General features: G+C 37.2%; 13 protein-coding genes and 1 rRNA gene. 3 read left to right on the top strand and 11 right to left on the bottom strand.

Going from position 1 to position 18,489, the window contains the following annotated elements; genetic code table 11:
• Positions 1–347: 347 nt before the first annotated feature.
• Together M0P98_06855 and M0P98_06850 are read right to left on the bottom strand one after the other, a co-directional pair.
• A complete protein-coding gene (locus M0P98_06855) occupies positions 348–2,885 on the bottom strand; it encodes a hypothetical protein (protein ID MCK9266581.1) in 2,538 nt (845 codons plus the stop codon).
• A 74-nt stretch (positions 2,886–2,959) separates the two neighbouring features.
• The gene (locus M0P98_06850) at positions 2,960–4,018 is read right to left on the bottom strand and encodes a hypothetical protein (GenBank protein MCK9266580.1); all 1,059 of its coding nucleotides are present in this window, start codon (positions 4,016–4,018) and stop codon (positions 2,960–2,962) included.
• 90 nt (positions 4,019–4,108) lie between these two features.
• Between M0P98_06850 and M0P98_06845 the strand changes: the two genes are divergently transcribed.
• From M0P98_06845 to M0P98_06835, 3 genes are read left to right on the top strand one after another with little or no spacing between them, the layout of a single operon-like run.
• Positions 4,109–5,230, top strand: a complete 1,122-nt coding sequence (locus tag M0P98_06845) for an NAD(P)/FAD-dependent oxidoreductase (GenBank protein MCK9266579.1) — start codon at positions 4,109–4,111, stop codon at positions 5,228–5,230.
• Positions 5,231–5,264: 34 nt separating this feature from the next.
• Positions 5,265–5,963 (top strand): hypothetical protein, encoded by a 699-nt coding sequence (locus tag M0P98_06840; GenBank protein MCK9266578.1) that lies wholly within the window; start codon positions 5,265–5,267, stop codon positions 5,961–5,963.
• Positions 5,964–5,975: 12 nt separating this feature from the next.
• Positions 5,976–6,692 (top strand): hypothetical protein, encoded by a 717-nt coding sequence (locus M0P98_06835; protein ID MCK9266577.1) that lies wholly within the window; start codon positions 5,976–5,978, stop codon positions 6,690–6,692.
• Positions 6,693–6,713: 21 nt separating this feature from the next.
• Here the strand turns inward: M0P98_06835 and M0P98_06830 are convergent, their stop codons facing one another.
• The 9 genes from M0P98_06830 to M0P98_06790 form a co-directional block, all read right to left on the bottom strand.
• A complete protein-coding gene (locus tag M0P98_06830) occupies positions 6,714–8,372 on the bottom strand; it encodes an iron ABC transporter permease (protein ID MCK9266576.1) in 1,659 nt (552 codons plus the stop codon).
• Positions 8,369–9,424, bottom strand: coding sequence for an ABC transporter ATP-binding protein (locus M0P98_06825; protein MCK9266575.1), 1,056 nt, complete (start codon positions 9,422–9,424; stop codon positions 8,369–8,371). Before M0P98_06825 ends, M0P98_06830 begins: the two co-directional genes overlap by 4 nt.
• 167 nt (positions 9,425–9,591) lie before the next feature.
• Entirely contained in the window at positions 9,592–10,902 is a 1,311-nt protein-coding gene (locus tag M0P98_06820) for an extracellular solute-binding protein (protein ID MCK9266574.1), read from the bottom strand.
• Between the two features lie 53 nt (positions 10,903–10,955).
• Positions 10,956–11,567, bottom strand: coding sequence for a hypothetical protein (locus M0P98_06815; GenBank protein MCK9266573.1), 612 nt, complete (start codon positions 11,565–11,567; stop codon positions 10,956–10,958).
• A 4-nt stretch (positions 11,568–11,571) separates the two neighbouring features.
• On the bottom strand, positions 11,572–12,654 hold the full coding sequence (locus tag M0P98_06810) for a uroporphyrinogen decarboxylase family protein (protein ID MCK9266572.1): 1,083 nt from the start codon (positions 12,652–12,654) through the stop codon (positions 11,572–11,574).
• Between the two features lie 113 nt (positions 12,655–12,767).
• Complete coding sequence (gene alr / locus M0P98_06805; protein MCK9266571.1) at positions 12,768–13,886, bottom strand: alanine racemase; 1,119 nt, start codon at positions 13,884–13,886, stop codon at positions 12,768–12,770.
• A gap of 201 nt (positions 13,887–14,087) precedes the next feature.
• On the bottom strand, positions 14,088–15,215 hold the full coding sequence (gene dnaJ / locus M0P98_06800) for a molecular chaperone DnaJ (protein MCK9266570.1): 1,128 nt from the start codon (positions 15,213–15,215) through the stop codon (positions 14,088–14,090).
• 156 nt (positions 15,216–15,371) lie between these two features.
• Positions 15,372–16,944: ribosomal RNA gene (locus M0P98_06795) — 16S ribosomal RNA — on the bottom strand.
• Between the two features lie 195 nt (positions 16,945–17,139).
• Positions 17,140–17,997: a hypothetical protein gene (locus tag M0P98_06790; protein ID MCK9266569.1), complete on the bottom strand. Its 858-nt coding sequence runs from the start codon at positions 17,995–17,997 to the stop codon at positions 17,140–17,142.
• Positions 17,998–18,489 lie beyond the last annotated feature (492 nt).

The raw sequence follows: 18,489 nt of genomic DNA, 5'->3' as shown, positions 1-18,489 counted from the left end.
TAGGGGAACAAAAGGCTTGAACCTTTTGTTAACAGCCCGATTCTTGCTTGAGTTGTAGTAGCACCTCGTAATTCGTTCCTAAACACATACTTTTTTAACGAAAGAAAAGAAAAAGCAAGGATAAAAGCATAAAGAAAAAAGCCCCCCTCACCTTGCATCCTCTCCCTCAAGGGGAGAGGCAAATAAGGAAAGATTGTCATTGTGAGCGAATATGAAGCAATTTCTCTCAGAAAAACTGTCGGGATAAACTCCTCACCCTTAATCCCTCTCCAAGGGTAGAGGGTAAAAACGGGATGGGGTGTGTGCTTGCCTCGTCAACTTTCTCGAAGTAATATAATTAAATTTCTTTAATCAATTTTTATAACAATCGCTTCTGAAGGCGCTGATATATTGCCCCAATTATCAACTGAAACAACTTTGTAGTAATAATCCTTGCCTTTTTCAAGTTGTGGGTCTATAAAAAAGTTGTCCTCTACACTAACAAGAAGCGATGATTGACTAACCTCAAAATCTTTACTTTCTCCTCTATATATATTGTAATGTCTTACTCCTTGCGGGGCTGTCGATTTATCCCAGGTTAGTTTTATATAAGGTGGCTTTATATTGTATCCGTTCCATTTTAAGACAGGTGTTTTTATACCTTTAACAACTTCAGTAATCTTGAAGTTTAACGGTGAAGATGGAGTTTGAGTTGGTATATTACCAAACGATGGTGGTGCAAACTTCAAATCGTTTGTAACCATAATAGTATCTACTGCTATACCAGTGTCTCCAGTTTCAAGTTCTAAAGAAGTGTTTCCTGCTGGTTGCCCATTGAGCATACCATCCATAGCAACCCAATGCCATTTTGTACCTTCAACATTTATTTTTCCTACCTTTTTTCCGTTTGATATAACTGAAAAGCTACCTTTGCCAACCTCTTTATTTGAAGGTACACCAGTGGTATATTTAGCTCTTTCAGAAGCAGACATTCCACGTACCCGTGCCATAATTTTTATGTTGCTTTTAATAGGTATTGAAATATTCCACTTTACTGCTCCTGTCAGTCCAGATTGAAGTTTTTCTGTATATACAAGTTCTGGGTCAGTAATTGATACTGCGTAACCGTTGATAGCTGTTTGTGGCTCAAAGAAGGGTACCATAGGATTTTTTATTTCTCCTGTTTCGGCTTCATAAAAATGGCGGAATAACCTAACTCTTCCAACAGCAAGTTCTGGAGAAAATGTTCTACTTTCTAACCCTGAATATTCAACAGAGGTAAGAACATAAAATCCTTCTTTATCGGGTGGTAATATATATTCGGTTCCTTTTATTAACTGGTTGTTCACTTTAGAAAAATTTTGTCCACTCTCTTGTGAACGGTAAAGATTATACCCTTCAATCTCTTTACTGTATCGGGGTTTGTCCCATCTAAGTCTGTTTTGTGAAATTTTTAAGTTTACTGGTGGTTGCGGGTAACGTGCAACTGCGATGTATGTATCTGCCCATAATCTGTCAGGATGTTCTCCTGTAAGCATAGAAGAGAAAAAAGATATTTTTGTGAAATCGGGGCTAAAAACAGGGGATGTTCTGAACATTGGTTTGTGGTAAGCGGTTTTGTCTCTTCTGGTTCTGTAACGTATAGCATAATCGTGAAAATTTGTTATTGTTACTGTCCAAAGGGTTTTATGTTCTAAATCCATCATTACAACTGGGCAGGTTGGTTCTACAAAACTTTCAACTGTAGCAAAATCTTTATCTCTTCTGTATTCATGAGGCCAGGTAATTCTATCTAAATGAGCGTAATTTCCTATAAAATCGACTTGTCCGGTATATGGGTCGTTGACACTGGCAGTATCTCGAAAACTGCTATGCATACCCAGTGAACTCATATGTAATAATTTACCGTTTTCAAGAAGAAAGATAGCATTATCTCCAGACCTGGGTAATCCAGCAGCAAGTTCCCACCAGTTAAACGAAGGTTGTGGAACGCCTCCTGTATGAGTTGTAGCATGCTCTGTGATTGTTACCTTTGGGTTGGGCACAACCCTTAAAAGACCTGTTTTATCTCCTTTTGTAAGAGAAATCGCCCAGACTTGGTAAGGATTATCAACTTCGTCAAAATATTTACCTCTATTTATTTCAAAAAGGTAATACCTGTTACCTTCTTTATCAACGGCGTCTCTCCAGTTGTTGCCACCTTTTCCCCAGACGCTTGATACTGGGGCAGAATCGCTACCTTTTATATCAGCAGGGAAGATAATATCGTTCTCAGGTTTAGCAGAAATACTTTTAACTTTGTAAGATTTAAAATTGTTGCCATTTGTATCTGAAAGCCCTATATATTTGCGGTCATCAGATTGCCATACAAGAGTTTCATAATCTATTGCAGAAATCCTAGGACCTCTGCCTCCATACATACCTATTGCTGGTATGTGTACTATCCTCCAACCTGTACGGGATGGTGTTTTTATAGAATGGTTTTCATCAGTGAAAGGGTTGTAAAGAAAAATTTCTTCAAATGTTCTATTTGTACATATCCAGTCTGTAGGGTCGGCTCCTTTAGGTAGATATTTCTTCTCCCAAGGAAATAACCAAGCCATTCCTCTTAGATTGTTGTTAATATATCGGGTAGAACCGTCTGTTCTTAAAATCCCTTTAGGCGGTCTTCGTAAACCAGTATAAAGATATTTACCTTCACAACTAAAATCGGGGTTCCCAGCATAAGAATGGTCTGTTTTACCTTCTTGAGTCATTAACCAGAGTTCTGTGCCAATCAATGTGTCATTAAAAATAACTTTTCCAGGTCGTTCCCAGTTAGGGGTTTTATTTATTAAATCAAGGTTGTGCAACTTGTGTGCAGGAAGGTTTGCTACCCATTTATCTTCTAATACTGTGTCTCCCAACCTTATAAGTTCAACATTTTTTATATTAACTACTGCTTTGTGTACGGTAGGAGGGTATCCAATATGTGTAATTCCTAAAGAAACGTTTTTTTTTTAGATGTGTCTTTGCCGACCGTAACGTTAAAAGGTAGTTCTACCCATTTGTACTTATCTGAAACACCTATGTGCATTCTATAAGTTGAAGCGTACAACCCAGTAGCAAAACTGTTGGTCTTAACGTGTGCTCGTAATAAATAGTGTCCCGGTTCAAGAATAACTGTCTGAGAAACGTTTTGGTGAGGAAAAAGCCCGTCAATAAGAAGAGCATTTTCTACTGTATCTGTTCTATACACAGAACGTGAGTCTGTTTTGCCTGACAATTGCCATCCCGGTACATTTCCGTTGGTAAGTTTCATACCTGAATTTATCAGAAGGCTTTTGTTGGTTTTTTCTGGTACCCCCATAGATGTGCATTTAGTATAAGTTATACCGTTACTGTGAATGGTTTTAAGACTGCTAGTAGGAGTTTTTCTTGTGTAAGTATAGGAAGTGGCAGAATATTCAAAAACAGATTTTGAATCTTGTTGAAGGATAGATAATTCTGCTACAAGGTAGACAGATTTATCTTTAACAATTATAGTAACATTATTACGTAAAGATTTACCTGCTGAATCATATATATCTAACCTTGTACTACTATGGTTAGGGTCGCCATCGATTAGGGTGAACATATAATCTACACCTTTATGAGCGCCTTCTGTTTTGCGACCAGTATTTTCGTCTCCATCTGCTTTAAGATATAAATGTAAAACGTTATTACCTTTTTTGAATTGCTGGTAAAAATCTATTCTGAAAGCGTGTCTTGTGTTTGCAAATGGAACGTGCCAGATATCTTGTATTACGTTTAAGTCTTCAGATAGTTTTTGCTGTTCAGTTGCTTTAGGGTTTGTACCTATTCGTGTCCAGACATATTCTTCTGCTGGGAAAGCGTTTAATAGAATTCTTAGTTCAGGAGTAAGATCATTTGCTTTAGATGTGGTGGGAACTTCTGCTGATAAAGAGTAGTTTAGTACTCCCCAAAAGAAAGCGACTAACAGAATAAAAGATGCAACTTGAAGAAAAGAGATTAGACCGATTCTTCTTTTGTCTTTCATTTGTACCTCCTTAAAAGAATGGTTCTGTTCTTATATGTTATAATTATATATGTTTTTTATTATTTATTCAATTTATAGTATGGGAATGAGATGGAATATGAGTTTAATATACTTGTAATAGGTGCGGGAGTTGTTGGACTTGCAGTTGCACGAGAACTGTCACAGGTAGGGTTGTTTACAGGAATTCTTGAGAAGAACCATAAATACGGGCTTGAAACAAGTTCAAGAAACAGTGAGGTGATACATAGCGGTATACATTATCCGCCCGGGTCGTTGAAAGCAAAACTTTCTGTTGAAGGTAATTCTCTTCTTTATAGTTATTGTCAAAAAAAAGATATTATTCACAAAAAAACAGGAAAGTTAACAGTTGCAACCTCGCCTGAAGAAATTGAAACACTTCAAGATATTTATAATAAAGGAATATCTAACGGTGTCTCTGAAATGAAATTTATAGGTAGGCAAGAAGTATTTAACCTGTTACCTGATATTAGTTGTAAAAAAGGGTGTTATACTGGCACAAGTGGTTTAATAAATGCTCACAATTTGATGGATTGTCTTTATAATGATTTTTTGCAAACTGGAGGTATGGCAGGGTTTGGAGAGGAAGTTGTTGGGATTGAAAACTTTAATAAAGGGTATAAGGTTTTTACTGAAGCAGGCAGTGAATACACAACACAGGTGTTAGTAAATAGCACAGGACTTTTTTCAGATAAAATATCTAAAATGCTTGGGCTTAGCCATAACCTTTATTGGGCAAAAGGGGATTATTTCACAATTGAACAGGGCCCCAATATACCTTTTCCTGTATACCCTATCCCTGGGAAAGATTTCCTTGGGATTCACCTAACTCCAAAGATAGGAGGTGGGTTAAGAGCGGGTCCTGATATTGAGTATGTTGAGAAACAAAACCATCCTTACCCTAGCGAGAAAGATATGTCTTGTTTTATGGTTGATGAAACAAAACAAGGATTGTTCTATAAAGAGATAAAAAAGTATTTACCTAACTTTAATATAGAGCATTTGGTACCTGAAATGTATGGTATAAGGGCTAAACTTCAAAGTCCGAAAGACTGTTTTAAGGATTTTTTTATACAGGAAGAACTCCAAAACTTTATAAATCTTGTTGGAATAGAATCTCCCGGGCTAACAAGTTGTCTTTCTATTGCAAAATATGTGAAGAGTCTTGTTGATGATATAATAAAACGGTCGTAGAAAATTTGAAATCTTTTTTTAAAAGGAGTAAAAAATGTATATATATGTTAATTTTCAAGAAGAAGAATCGTACTATAAAGACGGTTCTTCAAAAGGGTTGATTAAGGCACGTCTTGAACAGGTATCAGGAGAACGTTGTCTTGTTGTGCCTTATCAGGAGTTTGGGATGTCGGTGGTAAAAGAATTTAAACCTACTGCTGTAGTAATGAGCGGATTTCCTCGAATTGGTAAACCAGAAGGGTATATTGGAGTTTGTGAGGTTTTAGAAAAATGTGAAGTTCCTATGATATGTTTCTGTGGGAGCCATCAACTTATAGGTGGGAGTTTAACTTGCGGGTTACATCAGAATATCAAACGAATGAGAAAAATCTCTCCAGATGAAGATTTCCCAAGAGTTGCAAGAACCGATACCTCTGATGCTTCACAGTATTTTGTTGCTTCAGGTTTTTTCCCTATAAAACGGATAAAAGAAGACCCTATCTTTACTGGTTTACCTGAGTTGATGATAATGAAATGTGCTCACTATTGCGAACTAAAATCATTGCCTGCAGATTTTGAGATTATAGCAAGTAGTGGGCATTGTAAAATAGCAATGATTAAACATAAATCCAGAGTTTTTTACGGGACACAATTTCATCCAGAAGGATACGCTGAACCTTGGATGGATGGAAAAAAACTATTGGAAAACTTTGCTAATATTGTAAAAAAACATTGGGAAGAAGTAAAAGATTAAAAAGGAGGAAAAATGTATATATTTGTTAATTTTCAAGAAGAAGAATCTTACTATAAAGACGGTTCTTCAAAAGGATTGGTTAAGGCACGTCTTGAACAAGTATCAGGAGAACGGTGTCTTGTTGTGCCTTATCAGGAATTTAATATGTCTGTGGTAGAACAATTTAAACCAACAGCAATAGCAATGAGCGGGTTTGCTGAGCCGGGTGAAGCAAAAGGTTTTATTGGTGTGGCTGAAGTTTTAGAAAAATGTGAAGTTCCTATGATATGTTTCTGTGGGAGTCATCAACTGATAGATGGGTGTCTAACTCACGGGTTTGGGAAATCTGATACTTGGAAAAGAGCCGACCCAATGAGAAAAATCTCTCCAGATGAAGATTTACCGAGAGTACCCAAAGGTAACCCTTATGACCGCTCAGAATACTTTGTTGCTGGGGGGTTTTTTCCAATAAAACAATTAAAAGATGACCCCATATTTGCTGGTTTACCTAACCCTATGATTATGAAATGCGCTCACTACTGTGAAATAAAGGTTATGCCTGTCGATTTTGAACTTCTTGCAAGTAGCGGGCATTGTAAAATAGCAATGATTAAACATAAAACTCGTGTGCTTTATGGGACCCAATTTCATCCTGAAGGGTACGCTGAACCTTGGATGCACGGTAAAAAACTTCTGGAAAACTTTGCTATTATTGCTAAAAAGTATTGGGAAAACAAAAAAGTAGAGTAAAAGGTAGGTTGTAAAGGCGTATTACCCTATGCGGAAAAATTCTCCAATTTTTCTGGAAACAAGTTTAGAAGATAGGTAGTAAGATAATCCAACAATAAACATTCCCAATAGCCCCAAAGCACAGGCAACATAAGGGCCGTCGGTAATTCTACCTGCAACTGTGTATATAACCTTAGCTATAGGGTAATGCCGTTCTCTTACGGCTAAAATAAGGCTACTGCTTACTTCCATCACAGAAAAAGAGAAAGCAAGAATTCCGCCGGCAAAAAGCCCGGGGCTTATTAGAGGAAAAGTTATTCTTCTAAATGTTGTCATAAGGGTTGCGCCAACAGAATAAGACGCTTCTTCAAGAGATTCGCTCAATTGTTGGAAAGAAGAGTATGTGCTTCTAACAAGGTATGGCAGTCTCCGTATACTGTAACTGATAATCAATAAAATCATAGGGTTGGCTCTTGGATCAAGAATGGTGTTGGAAAAGACAGAAAAATACCCAAACGCAACAACAATGCCAGGTATAGCGAGGGGAAGCATTACCAACAAATCAAGTAATTGTTTCCCTTTAAGTTTTGTTCGAGCAAGGAAAAAACCGATAGTAAATCCAAGTATAATATCTATCAAGGTGCTAATTGAACTTAAAAAGATGCTATTAAAAATACCTGTTCGGGTAAGTCTATGGTTAAATACTGTCCTGTAAAATTCTCCAGTATATTGTGTTGGGAACACAGTAAAGAACCATCTTTTTGATATTGAAGTAAGAATAATACTTAAATGAGGCATTAAACTAAATAATAGGAGTAACCCAATACCTATATATATAAAATATTGACTTTTACCACTCAATTGTTTTTCTGTCACGGTAACAGCTGTTCTGCCTGTAACATAAGATTTCTTTTCAATAAATCTTTTTGCAAGTGTAAAAAGCAGTAGAGTGATAAAGATAACGAGAAACACAAGGGCATAACCTTGAGGATTGGTATTGATATCTTTGATACTGTTAAAAATTTGGATAGAGATAAGTTCCCTAAATTCAAAAACAAGAGGGGTTCCAAGGTCGGTCAAAGCCCATATAAATATAATGGAAGCAGCAGAAAAATATCCCGGCAAGAGTAGGGGGAAAGTTATTCTTTTAAAAGTGCCAAGAAAACTTCCTCCAAGGTTGTAAGATGCTTCTTCAGCTGAAATATCAAAATTGTTTAAAGCTGACGAAATATTTAGAAACATAATAGGGTAAAGGTGCAAAGTTTCAAGGATAAAGATGCCAAGAAAACCTGAACCTATCCACGAAATAGGGTGATGTATAAGACCTAACTTCATTAAAAAAAGATTGATACTACCAAACCTTGAGAGTATCTGCATCATCCCAAGAGCTCCAACAAAAGGGCTTGCTATCAAAGGAAGAAAAAAGAGCGATCTTAAAATGTTTTTGAAAGGAAACTTATATCTTGCAAATAAAAAAGCAAGTGGTATTCCTATAAGCGTGGTAGAACAAACAACAAGTATTCCTAAAAGAAAACTATTGATAATTGAACGTCGTACCACGTAATTACCGAGTGCATTTTTAAAAATACCTATAGAAAGTTTCCCGTTCAAAATAAAACTCTGCGACAAGATGTGTCCTAATGGATACACAAAAAAGAATAGGAGGAAAAGAAAACAAAAGATATATATTGTTTTTTTCATTCTTTTTCAAAAATTATTAGTTGTTCGGGAGAGATTGAAAACTGAATTTTAGAACCTGATGTTAAATTTGCCATCTTACCGGAAAATATTTTTAATTCAATTAGGTTGCCTGCCTCTGTTGAACATTTTATTTTAAATGTTTCCCCATAATATTCTATTTCAGAGACTATGCAATTTAGTTTGTTAATACCATTTTTAGAAGAGATGTTTTCTGGTCTAAAAGCAACCTCTACCTCTTGTCCAACGGAAAAATCTCTTCTTTTAGTTGCCGTAAAAACTCCTTCTTTTGTCTCTATAACAAGTTCTTTTCCAGAGGAAGTAATCTTTCCTTGAAGGGTGTTTATGTCCCCAAGAAAAGATGCTACAAACCTGTTGCGTGGTTCTGAATAAAGATGTAAAGGGCTACCTGTTTGTACTATTCTTCCTTCATCCATAACAGTTATTCTGTGCCCGAGAGACATTGCTTCTTTCTGATCGTGGGTAACATATATCATAGTAATACCTGTCTCTTGCTGTATCCGTTTGATTTCAGAGCGCATCTCTTCTCTTAGTTTAGCGTCAAGATTGCTTAAAGGTTCATCAAGAAGAAGTACCTTGGGTTCAGCAATTATCGCTCTTGCAAGTGCTACTCTCTGTTGTTGTCCGCCGGAAAGAAGGGGAGGGTATTTTTCTTTAAAAGAGGTTAATTTAGTTATTTCAAGAACCTTGTCTGTCTTCTTTTTAATTATATCTTCGGGTTCTTTTTTGATCTCTAATCCGTAGGTAACATTCTGCCAGACGCTCATATGTGGCCATAACGCATAATTTTGAAATACCATACCTATATTACGTAAAGCAGGGGCAAGAGAAGTAATTTCATTATCTGCAAGAAAAATTTTCCCAGTATCAGGAGAGAGAAAACCAGTAATAATTCTCAAAAGCGTTGTTTTGCCGCAACCAGAAGGGCCAAGTATGAAGAAAATTTCGTCTTCTGCTACAGAGATATTAATATCTCTTAAAACTTTTGTAGAGCCAAAACTTTTTGAAATACCTTCTATCTTTAAAATAGACATATAATTTTCTCCATTACTTAGAGAAATACCTGTTGTTTTATTGCTAATATTTACAATATATTAACATAATTTTGTCTCAAATGCGAACCTATCCTATCTTCTTGTTCTGCGGGTTTACAGACTCGCTCTCTGAGCTTAACGGTGTTTAGTGAGAACTAAATATATATTTAATTAAAATTAGAGAGACTTATAACCGCTCTATATTTTTTTATTGAAAAATTGAGCCATCGGTTGATATGGTGGTTTCTAAAGACAGGGTTTTGCCAGTTTTGCCAATAAAACCTCTGTAAACCAACATCAACAGGGATATCAAAAAATTTTTTTGTGGCAGTAACATCATCTTTTTTTAGTACAGCATTCCATGCTTTTTTTAAATTACCGTGACAATCTATCACAAGAGCGCCTATTAAATCGTTCAATAGGTTCCATCTATCTGCTGCAAGGTTAAAATTATATTTTATAGCGCCTTTTAAAGCGTAAGGGTTAAAGACATTCTCTTTCATATCAGGGTGTTCATATATATCAGAGCGAATACAAAATCTATTGAGAGAAAATTCTTTAGGTCCACCTTTCTTACCTTTCTTCTGCATCCAAATAAGTTGCCCCTCATAAGATAAAAGGTACTCTATAAAGCGTTGAGCCACAACAACGTTTTTTGCTCCTTTGAGTATTCCTATAGCATCAGGGTTTATAACTGTGAGGTTTTCAGGAAATACAAATCCCATATTTTCTGCGCCGTGGACCTCTATCTGTGCAAGAGCGTATGAGTCTATACAAAGAGAAACTGCTACTTCTCCTGATGAAGTATTTTTTGCAACAGCCGAAGCGCTTGCAGAAAAGTTTTTGGTATTACCAGACATTGCAAGAATAATGTCCCATCCTTTACGCCATCCATAAGCTTGTAAAATAATCTCATACATCATATGTAGGCTACCACTATGCCGAGGGTCTCCGTTGCCTACCCAACTATAATATCTTTTATCACCTAACGATTCCCAATCAGTAGGGACAGGTAATTTAAGAAAATCAAGAACTTTTTTGTTATATAAAATTCCAAATCCGCTTAAAACAATGCCGTACCAGTTAAAATCTCTGTCGTCATAATTAGGAACACCTGCACATGTCTTAGGTATATGTTTTAAAGTATCTTTTGATACCTTGTAAGATTCTAATAGATTAAGTTCTTTTAGTCTTAAATAAGGGCTAATACCTCCACCAAAAAACATATCTATATCTATTCCGTTAGGATTTTTTTTATATAAAGACTCAACAAATTTCAGGTTATCAGAGGCTCCGCCTTGGTCTATCCATTCTAATTCTGCCTCTTCTCCATATTTTTCTTGATACCATCTGTTAAAATCTTGGGTCAACTCTATTCTAACACCTTCCCAATGTGGCGAGATAATAACAAGATGTTCTTTTGTGTGTAATATAGTTGCTAACAGTAAAAAGAAGCATAAAACAAATTTAGTTCTCAATTTTTCTCCTGTTTTTAATTTTTATTTTAAGTATATAACCTAAAAGTAGCAAATCACTTGGTCGTTTTACCGTTTATAACAATTAGAGCGTGAAAATCCTGATATAAGATATAGTCTTTATTATTTAATGAAGTTTCAAATAATTGTTGGAGATTACCGTAAGAAAGGTTGTTAGTAAGGTTCTTCTCTTTTACAAGTCGTTTTGTATATTCGTCTATGACAAAAACTGCTCTTTCGAATGCGTACAGAAGTATACTATCTGCTGTTTCATCGCCTACACCTTTAAGAGACAAGAGTTGTTGCCTTAGAGAGTCTGTGTCAATTGCCTTTATTTTTTTTATGCCTCCACATTTGTTTAAAATATAGTCAGCAACTATTTTTAACCTTTCTGCTTTTATTCTAAAAAAAACAGAAGACTTAATCAGAAGTTCAAGTTCGCTCTGTTTACAATTAAGTATCTCTTTCAAACTCAACTTACCCGTATTAGAGAGTTTATCGACAGTTAGTTGAACATTTTTCCAGTTTGCTCTCTGGGTAAGGATGGACTCTATAATGACCCTCTCTTTTTCTTGAAAAGTTTTAGGTCTTTTGCACCAGAAAGACCATTGTCCTGCTGGTTTACCGTATTTTAATTTTAATTCCTTGTATATCTCTTCAATTTCCATTGCATTAAAACCTCAAAACCCGTATTTTTTCAAGGTAATACTTGTAATTTTCAAGGGAAGTTCCGGGTGTGATAAGATGGTCTGGAAGAAGAACGAATCCTCCGTCTTTCATTATGGGAAGACGCCTTTTTAGCTCTGCATCAATCTCTACAGGACCCTTCTCAAGGGTCATCTTGTTGAACCCACCAATCATACGAAGTTCTTTACCATAAGTTTTCCTTAATTCCATTGGGTCGGCATTCCAGGTGCCTATTTCAATAGGATAAAGCAGGTTTACTCCAGCATCAAGCCAAGGTTTTATTAAAGCACTTAAATCACCGTCGCTGTCAACTCCGAGAAGTTTAATACCGTACTCATCTATCTTGTTTCTCACTTTCGTGTACCCTGGTGCTACATATTTGTTAAACAATGACGGGCTGACAAAAGGACCGCTTCTTCCGCAAATGTCTTCCCATCCCACGACCATATCTGGTTTTCTTTTCATCCTGGGTACAATCTGGTCTATTGTCCAGCATGTAAGGTTGCTGAGTGTATCTATCATATCAGAAAAGACCTCTGGTTCGTCATACATAAAATAGGCAAAGTTTTCCACGCCCATCCAGTTTCTTATCCAGCCCATAAGCGAGGCTGCCATTATGGCTACCGGACTTTGCGATGTTTCAGCTGAGTCAATTTGTTCCTGCAGGTCGGCTGGAAGCCTGTTTGGGTTGGGCAGTAGCCTTTTTTTATACTCAGACCAATCTTTTCCCGTTTTGAGAGTAAAATCTATGGATTGAGGGATGTTGCTCTGTTGTTTCCATACTTTCTTGATGACTCCATCTGTTGCGCGAGAGATGGTATACTCTTCGGTTTCTTCAATGGTCTCCTGTTTGAACAAGGGATATAAGAAAGCATCAGTCCAGCCAACAGCATTAATCCAAGTCCATGGAGGTAACGTGTTGAAATACTCGTTTTCGGGGATACTTGCAAGGAGACCTTCTTTTAACCACCGCTCTCTGGTTTCCTTCCAACCGCCCCAATGGATTACTGGCATTCTGTTATGCCCTCTATAAAACATAATATTGTCAACCAATTTTCTATAATCCATTATTCTCCTTTTTGCCAGTTAGAAAACTTTAATGTAAACCGTTAGGTTGGAATATAATTTATCCAGTGTTACGTTAATGTTTTATGAAAACCTATATTTTGCTCATTCAAAAATTATTTAATATCATCAATATACACTTTAGGGATTCTTGTTGGAGATAAACTGGCTGGAAATTCCAAAAGAGCAAGCCCTGTTTTATCGGCTATTTCTTGGAGAGAAATGTGTTCATTACCTTGTCTTCCCAGAATTACTACCTCTTCTCCTATTTGAATGTTTTCATCACCTACATCTATCATTGCGTTGTTCATCCCTATAACCCCTGCAAATGGGAATCGTTTACCTTTAATAAGAACTTCCCCTTTTTTTGTAAATCTTCTGGATAAACCATCTGAATAACCCATATTTATGACTGCTATACTTGTCTCTTTCTTTGTTTTGTATGTCATATCATAACTTATGCAAGAACCGGGAGGAACTCTTTTTATAAAAGAAACTCTGCTTTTTAAGGTCATTAAACTTTTCAAATCTAAACCCTTGATAACCTTTGCGCCCAAAAAAGCAGAACCCATACGAACAATATCAAACGATGCCTCAGGAAAATCTATTGAAGCTGAACTGTTAGATATATGTCTTAATGGGAATTTATATCCGTTATTCTTTAACTCTTCAACAACTTTAGAAAAAGTTGATATCTGCATACGTGCATACTCTTCGTTAGTAGATTTGCTGGTAGCCAGGTGAGAATAAATACCTTCCATATAGATGCCGCCCAGTTGAGCAACTTCTTTTACAAAAGATAAAACATTCTCTGGAAGAAGACCGAACCTCCCCATGCCTGTATCAACCTTTATATGTACAACCGCTTTTTGTTTCAATTTTTGAGATGCCAAAGAAAGCTGTTTTGCTGTCTCTATATCAGACAATAAAAGGGTAAGATTGTTGGTCATAGCTTCTTTTACCCTGTTTGGGTCTATAGCGCCTTGGATTAGTATAGGTTTCTCTGTTCCAAAACTTCTCAGTTCGAGCGCTTCCTCAAGTAAAGCCACTCCAAAAAAATCTATACCTTCTTCTTCCAAGACCTTGCTTACTCTTTCCATTCCGTGACCATAGGCGTTACCTTTTACGACAGCAATAACTCTATGCCCTTTTAATATTTTTTTAACTTCTTGAGCATTATGTCTTAAACCGCTAAGGTTTATTTCTAACAGAGAATCTCTTCCTATATAATCCATAAGTATTATCCTTTCTCCTTTTATTAAATTGAGATGTGAATAAAATAGATATAAGTTGTAAACAACCTACTTAGTTATTATTTATTATACTATAAGAAGTGTAAAATGGTACATATTTTATTTGAACAGAACTTTTTTATACAATAAAAGAGGTTCTGAAACGATTGGTTTAGCAGATTAAGTTAAGAGAAACCGTAATATTTAAAGATTTTTCTTAAACTTCTTAATTTCTGAATAATCGTCAGGATTTTCAGTTTCTCTTATTTGTTGGTAAAGTGCTTTTACTTGTCTTGATAGACGGGTTGGAATAATTACTTTAACTCTAACAAAAAGATGTCCTTTGCCGCTGCTAGACATTTTAGGAAGCCCAAGATTTTTTAACCTTAACATATCATTATGTTGAGTTCCAGCAGGAACACGTAAATTTACTTTACCAGAAAGGGTTGGAATATCTATTTCTGCGCCAAGGGTTGCTTGTGCAGATGTTATGGGCGCTTCAATTACTAAATCAGCATTTCTTCTTTCAAATAGATTATCTTTCTCAACAAAAATCCTAATATACAAGTCTCCTCTTGGACCTCCATGAGGAGCAATATCTCCTTCCCCTTTAAGCCTTAAACTTGTACCGGTTTCTATGCCGGCGGGGATTTTAACTGATATCTTGTGCATATTAGTTCTTACTCTGCCTGTTCCTCTACAATTTTGGCAAGGGTCAGAAATAGTTTGACCTTCTCCCCTACACTGTGGACAGGTTTGAGATATTGAGAAAAATCCTTGATTATGGATTACTTGCCCACTACCACGACAATTAGAACAGACTTCTTTCTTTTTTTTGCTTTTACTACCTGTATTGTCACATACGGTACAACCATCAAATCTTGAGATATGAACCTGTTTTTCTGCTCCTAAAGCGACATCTTTTAAATATATAGACAATCTATATTCAAGGTCTGCCCCTCTGGCAACTCTCTGGCTACCGTACGTGCCAGTGGTTCTACCTCCAAAACCTTCTGATGAGAAAAAATCAGAAAAAATATCTCCAAAAATATCTGCAAAATCTGTTCTTACTCGTGAGAAATCTTCTGTCCAGTTAAACCCTTGAGGACCAAAACCAGCGTGTCCATATTGGTCATAGGTTTTTCGTTTTTCTGGGTCACTTAAAACCTCATAAGCTTCGGTAACCTCTTTGAATTTTTCTTCTGCCTCTTTGTTTCCTGGGTTTCTATCAGGATGAAATTGTAAAACTTTGCTTCTATAAGCTTTTTTTATTTCCTCAAGAGAAGATTCTTTAGGTATTCCAAGAGATTCGTAATAATCTTTTTTATCCATATTATTTAAATATTGTAATCAAGGTTGTTAAAATAGGTATATTTTTAATTTACTAATAATTTTACTTTTTAATAAAAAAAAAAGCAAGGGTTTTTATTTCCCTTGCTTAATTTTTTTATTTTTGGAGGTATCCGGCCTTTAGATTTACTCCCTAAGAAAGGAGGTGATCCAGCCGCACCTTCCGGTACGGCTGCCTTGTTACGACTTCGCCCTCCTTGCCAAGCGTACCCTCATTACCCTCTGTCCGCCGAAGCGGTTAGATAAAGTAATTTCAGGTACCCCTGACTCAGTTGGCGTGACGGGCGGTGTGTACAAGGTCCGAGAACGTATTCACCGCGGCCTAGCTGATCCGCGATTACTATCGATTCCAACTTCATGCAGGCAAGTTGCAGCCTGCAATCCGAACTGAGACTGGTTTTTTGAGATTTGCTCCGCCTCGCGACTTTGCTTCTCTCTGTACCAACCATTGTAACACGTGTGTAGCCCTGGACATAAGGGGCGTGCTGACTTGACGTCGTCCCCACCTTCCTCCGTGTTAACCACGGCAGTCCTCTTAAAGTGCTGTCTTTTCAGACGAGTAACTAAGAGCAAGGGTTGCGCTCGTTTCGGGACTTAACCCAACACCTCACGGCACGAGCTGACGACAGCCATGCACCACCTGTTTACCCTCCTATCCGAAGATAGGTCGTCACCCTTTCGGGCTCCTACTAGGCAATGTCAAGCCCAGGTAAGGTTCTTCGCGTATCATCGAATTAAACCACATGTTCCACCGATTGTGCGGACCCCCGTCAATTCCTTTGGGTTTCAGCCTTGCGACCGTAGTCCCCAGGTGAGGTGCTTAACGTGTTAACTTCGGCACCGATCCGTTTTACCAGACCGACACCTAGCACCCATCGTTTACGGTGTGGACTACCGGGGTATCTAATCCCGATCGCTCCCCACACTTTCGTCCCTGAGCGTCAGTTCCAGATTAGGAAATCGCCTTCGCCACAGGTGTTCCTGCCAATATCTACGCATTCCACCGCTACACTGGCAGTTCCATTTCCCCCATCTAGACTCAAAGTCAGGTAGTATCAGTTCCAATTCTCTGGTTGAGCCAAAGGATTTCAAAACTGACACACCTAACCGCCTGCGGACCCTTTACACCCAGTAAATCCGGGTAACGCTTGCCCCTTCCGTATTACCGCGGCTGCTGGCACGGAATTAGCCGGGGCTTCATTTAGTAGTACCGTCATTTCGCAAAAACGAAATTCTTCCCACTCGATAGGGTTTTACAAACTTAAAGTCTGTCATCACCCACGCGGCGTCGCTGGATCACCCTTTCGGGCATTGTCCAAAATTCCCCACTGCTGCCTCCCGTAGGAGTCGGGGCCGTCTCTCAATCCCCATGTGGCTGGTCGTCCTCTCAGACCAGCTACCCGTCTTAGCCTTGGTAAGCCATTACCTCACCAACAAGCTGATAGGACTCAAGCTCATCCCACGGTGGCCTGTCCGAAAACAGACCTTTGCTTTCCCAATGATACCACTGGAAAAGATTATCTGGTATTAGTCCGCCTTTCAACGAATTATCCCAGTCCTTGGGGGAGATTACTTAAGTGTTACTCACCCGTTCGCCGCTTTCCCCCGGTGGATTCTACCGAAATAAAATCCTCCGAGTTCGTCGCTCGACTTGCATGTGTTAGGCACGCCGCCAGCGTTCACCCTGAGCCAGGATCAAACCCTCTTAAACAATTTATCCGAGGTCCGGATACCTCCATAACTCAATTTTCAAAGAACTTCAACAACTTCTTATATAATTCTACCTTTAATTTTTTCTTTTGTCAACAGATATATTTTTTCTTTTTATTTAATCAATAAAATATAATAGTGATATACTATCAATATTCTTTTATATACGTAGTTGCTTAGTTGTAAAATATTTTTTCTATTTTTTTTCTTCCCAATATTTTTTTACAATAATAGCAAAATTATCCAACAGTATTTTTCCATCCAACCAAGGTTCAGAATATGCTTCGGGATGAAATTGGGTTCCGTAAAGGGTACGAGATTTATGTTTAATCATTGCTATTTCGCTGTGTCCGCTACTTGCAAGCAAGTCAAAATCAGCGGGTAATGTTTTAATTTCACAAAAGTGAGCACATTTCATTACCATTAGTTCAGGTAGCCCATTAAAGATAGGGTCATCTTTTATCCTCTTTATAGGAAAAAAACCTGATGCTACAAAATATAGAGAAATATTTGAGGTTTTACTTCTTGCAACTCTCGGAAAATCTTCATCAGGAGAAATCCTTCTGATAGGCAAAGGTCTCCATCTTTTTGGTTTTCCATAGCCATATTTTCCATAACCATAGGTAAGACACCCCTCTATAAGTTGATGGCTACCGCAAAAACATAACATAGGAATATTGCTTTTTTCTAAAACTTCGGCAACCCCCTTATATCCTTCTGGCTTACCAAGCCGAGGAAACCCGCTCATTACTATGGCTAAAGGCTTGAATTCTTCTACCAAAGACATATTTAATTGTTGATACGGAATAACAAGACAACGTTCTCCTGATGCTTGCTCAAGACGTGCCTTTATTTTGCCCCTTGAAGGACCGTTATTATAATAATCGTCTTCTTCTTGAAAGTTAACAAAGAGATACATCCGCCCTGCTTTTTTAGGCGTAATAGTTTCAGCAGAAACCTGCCTAACCGATGATTTAATAACGAAAAAGAGTGCTGTTAAAATAATTATTATAAGAAGTATTACTCCAACTGAGCTGTTTTTTTTCTTTGACATAGTATGCCCTCCTTAAAAATCATTGAAGGTTATCTCATCAATTAAATTTTAGGGAACCAACGAGTAAATATACATTATACAGTGTTTTCAAAAGAAAACCAATTATAGATTTTACTTTAACGTACTTAATAATAATCTTTATTAACATATCTATTATGTAAAATAATGGCCTGAAATAATTAAGAACTATAAATAGGCATAATCTGTTTCAATAACCAGATTCCTTGTTGTTTCCATTCTTTTTCCGCCTTCGGCGAGTTTATCCTGAGTACTCCCGAGGGATAGAATGCAAAGAGGGCGCATTTTTATATGAGTTTTCATTGGCGTAACGATTTCTTTTCGTATAGATTTATTATGGCACAATTCGACATAAGTCTTTTCCAGTCAAATAATGAGCCTGAAATAATTAAGGGTCACAAACAGGCATAATTTTTTTTAATAACCTGCTTCTTTGTTTTTGTACTATATCTGCCATTTCATTGTCAGTCTTGC

It is taken from the genome of bacterium, assembly GCA_023230585.1.
GTDB lineage: Bacteria > Ratteibacteria > UBA8468 > B48-G9 > JAFGKM01 > JALNXB01.
The sequence above is the reverse complement of the archived record's forward strand: the minus strand, read 5'-3'. Positions and strand labels throughout refer to the sequence as shown.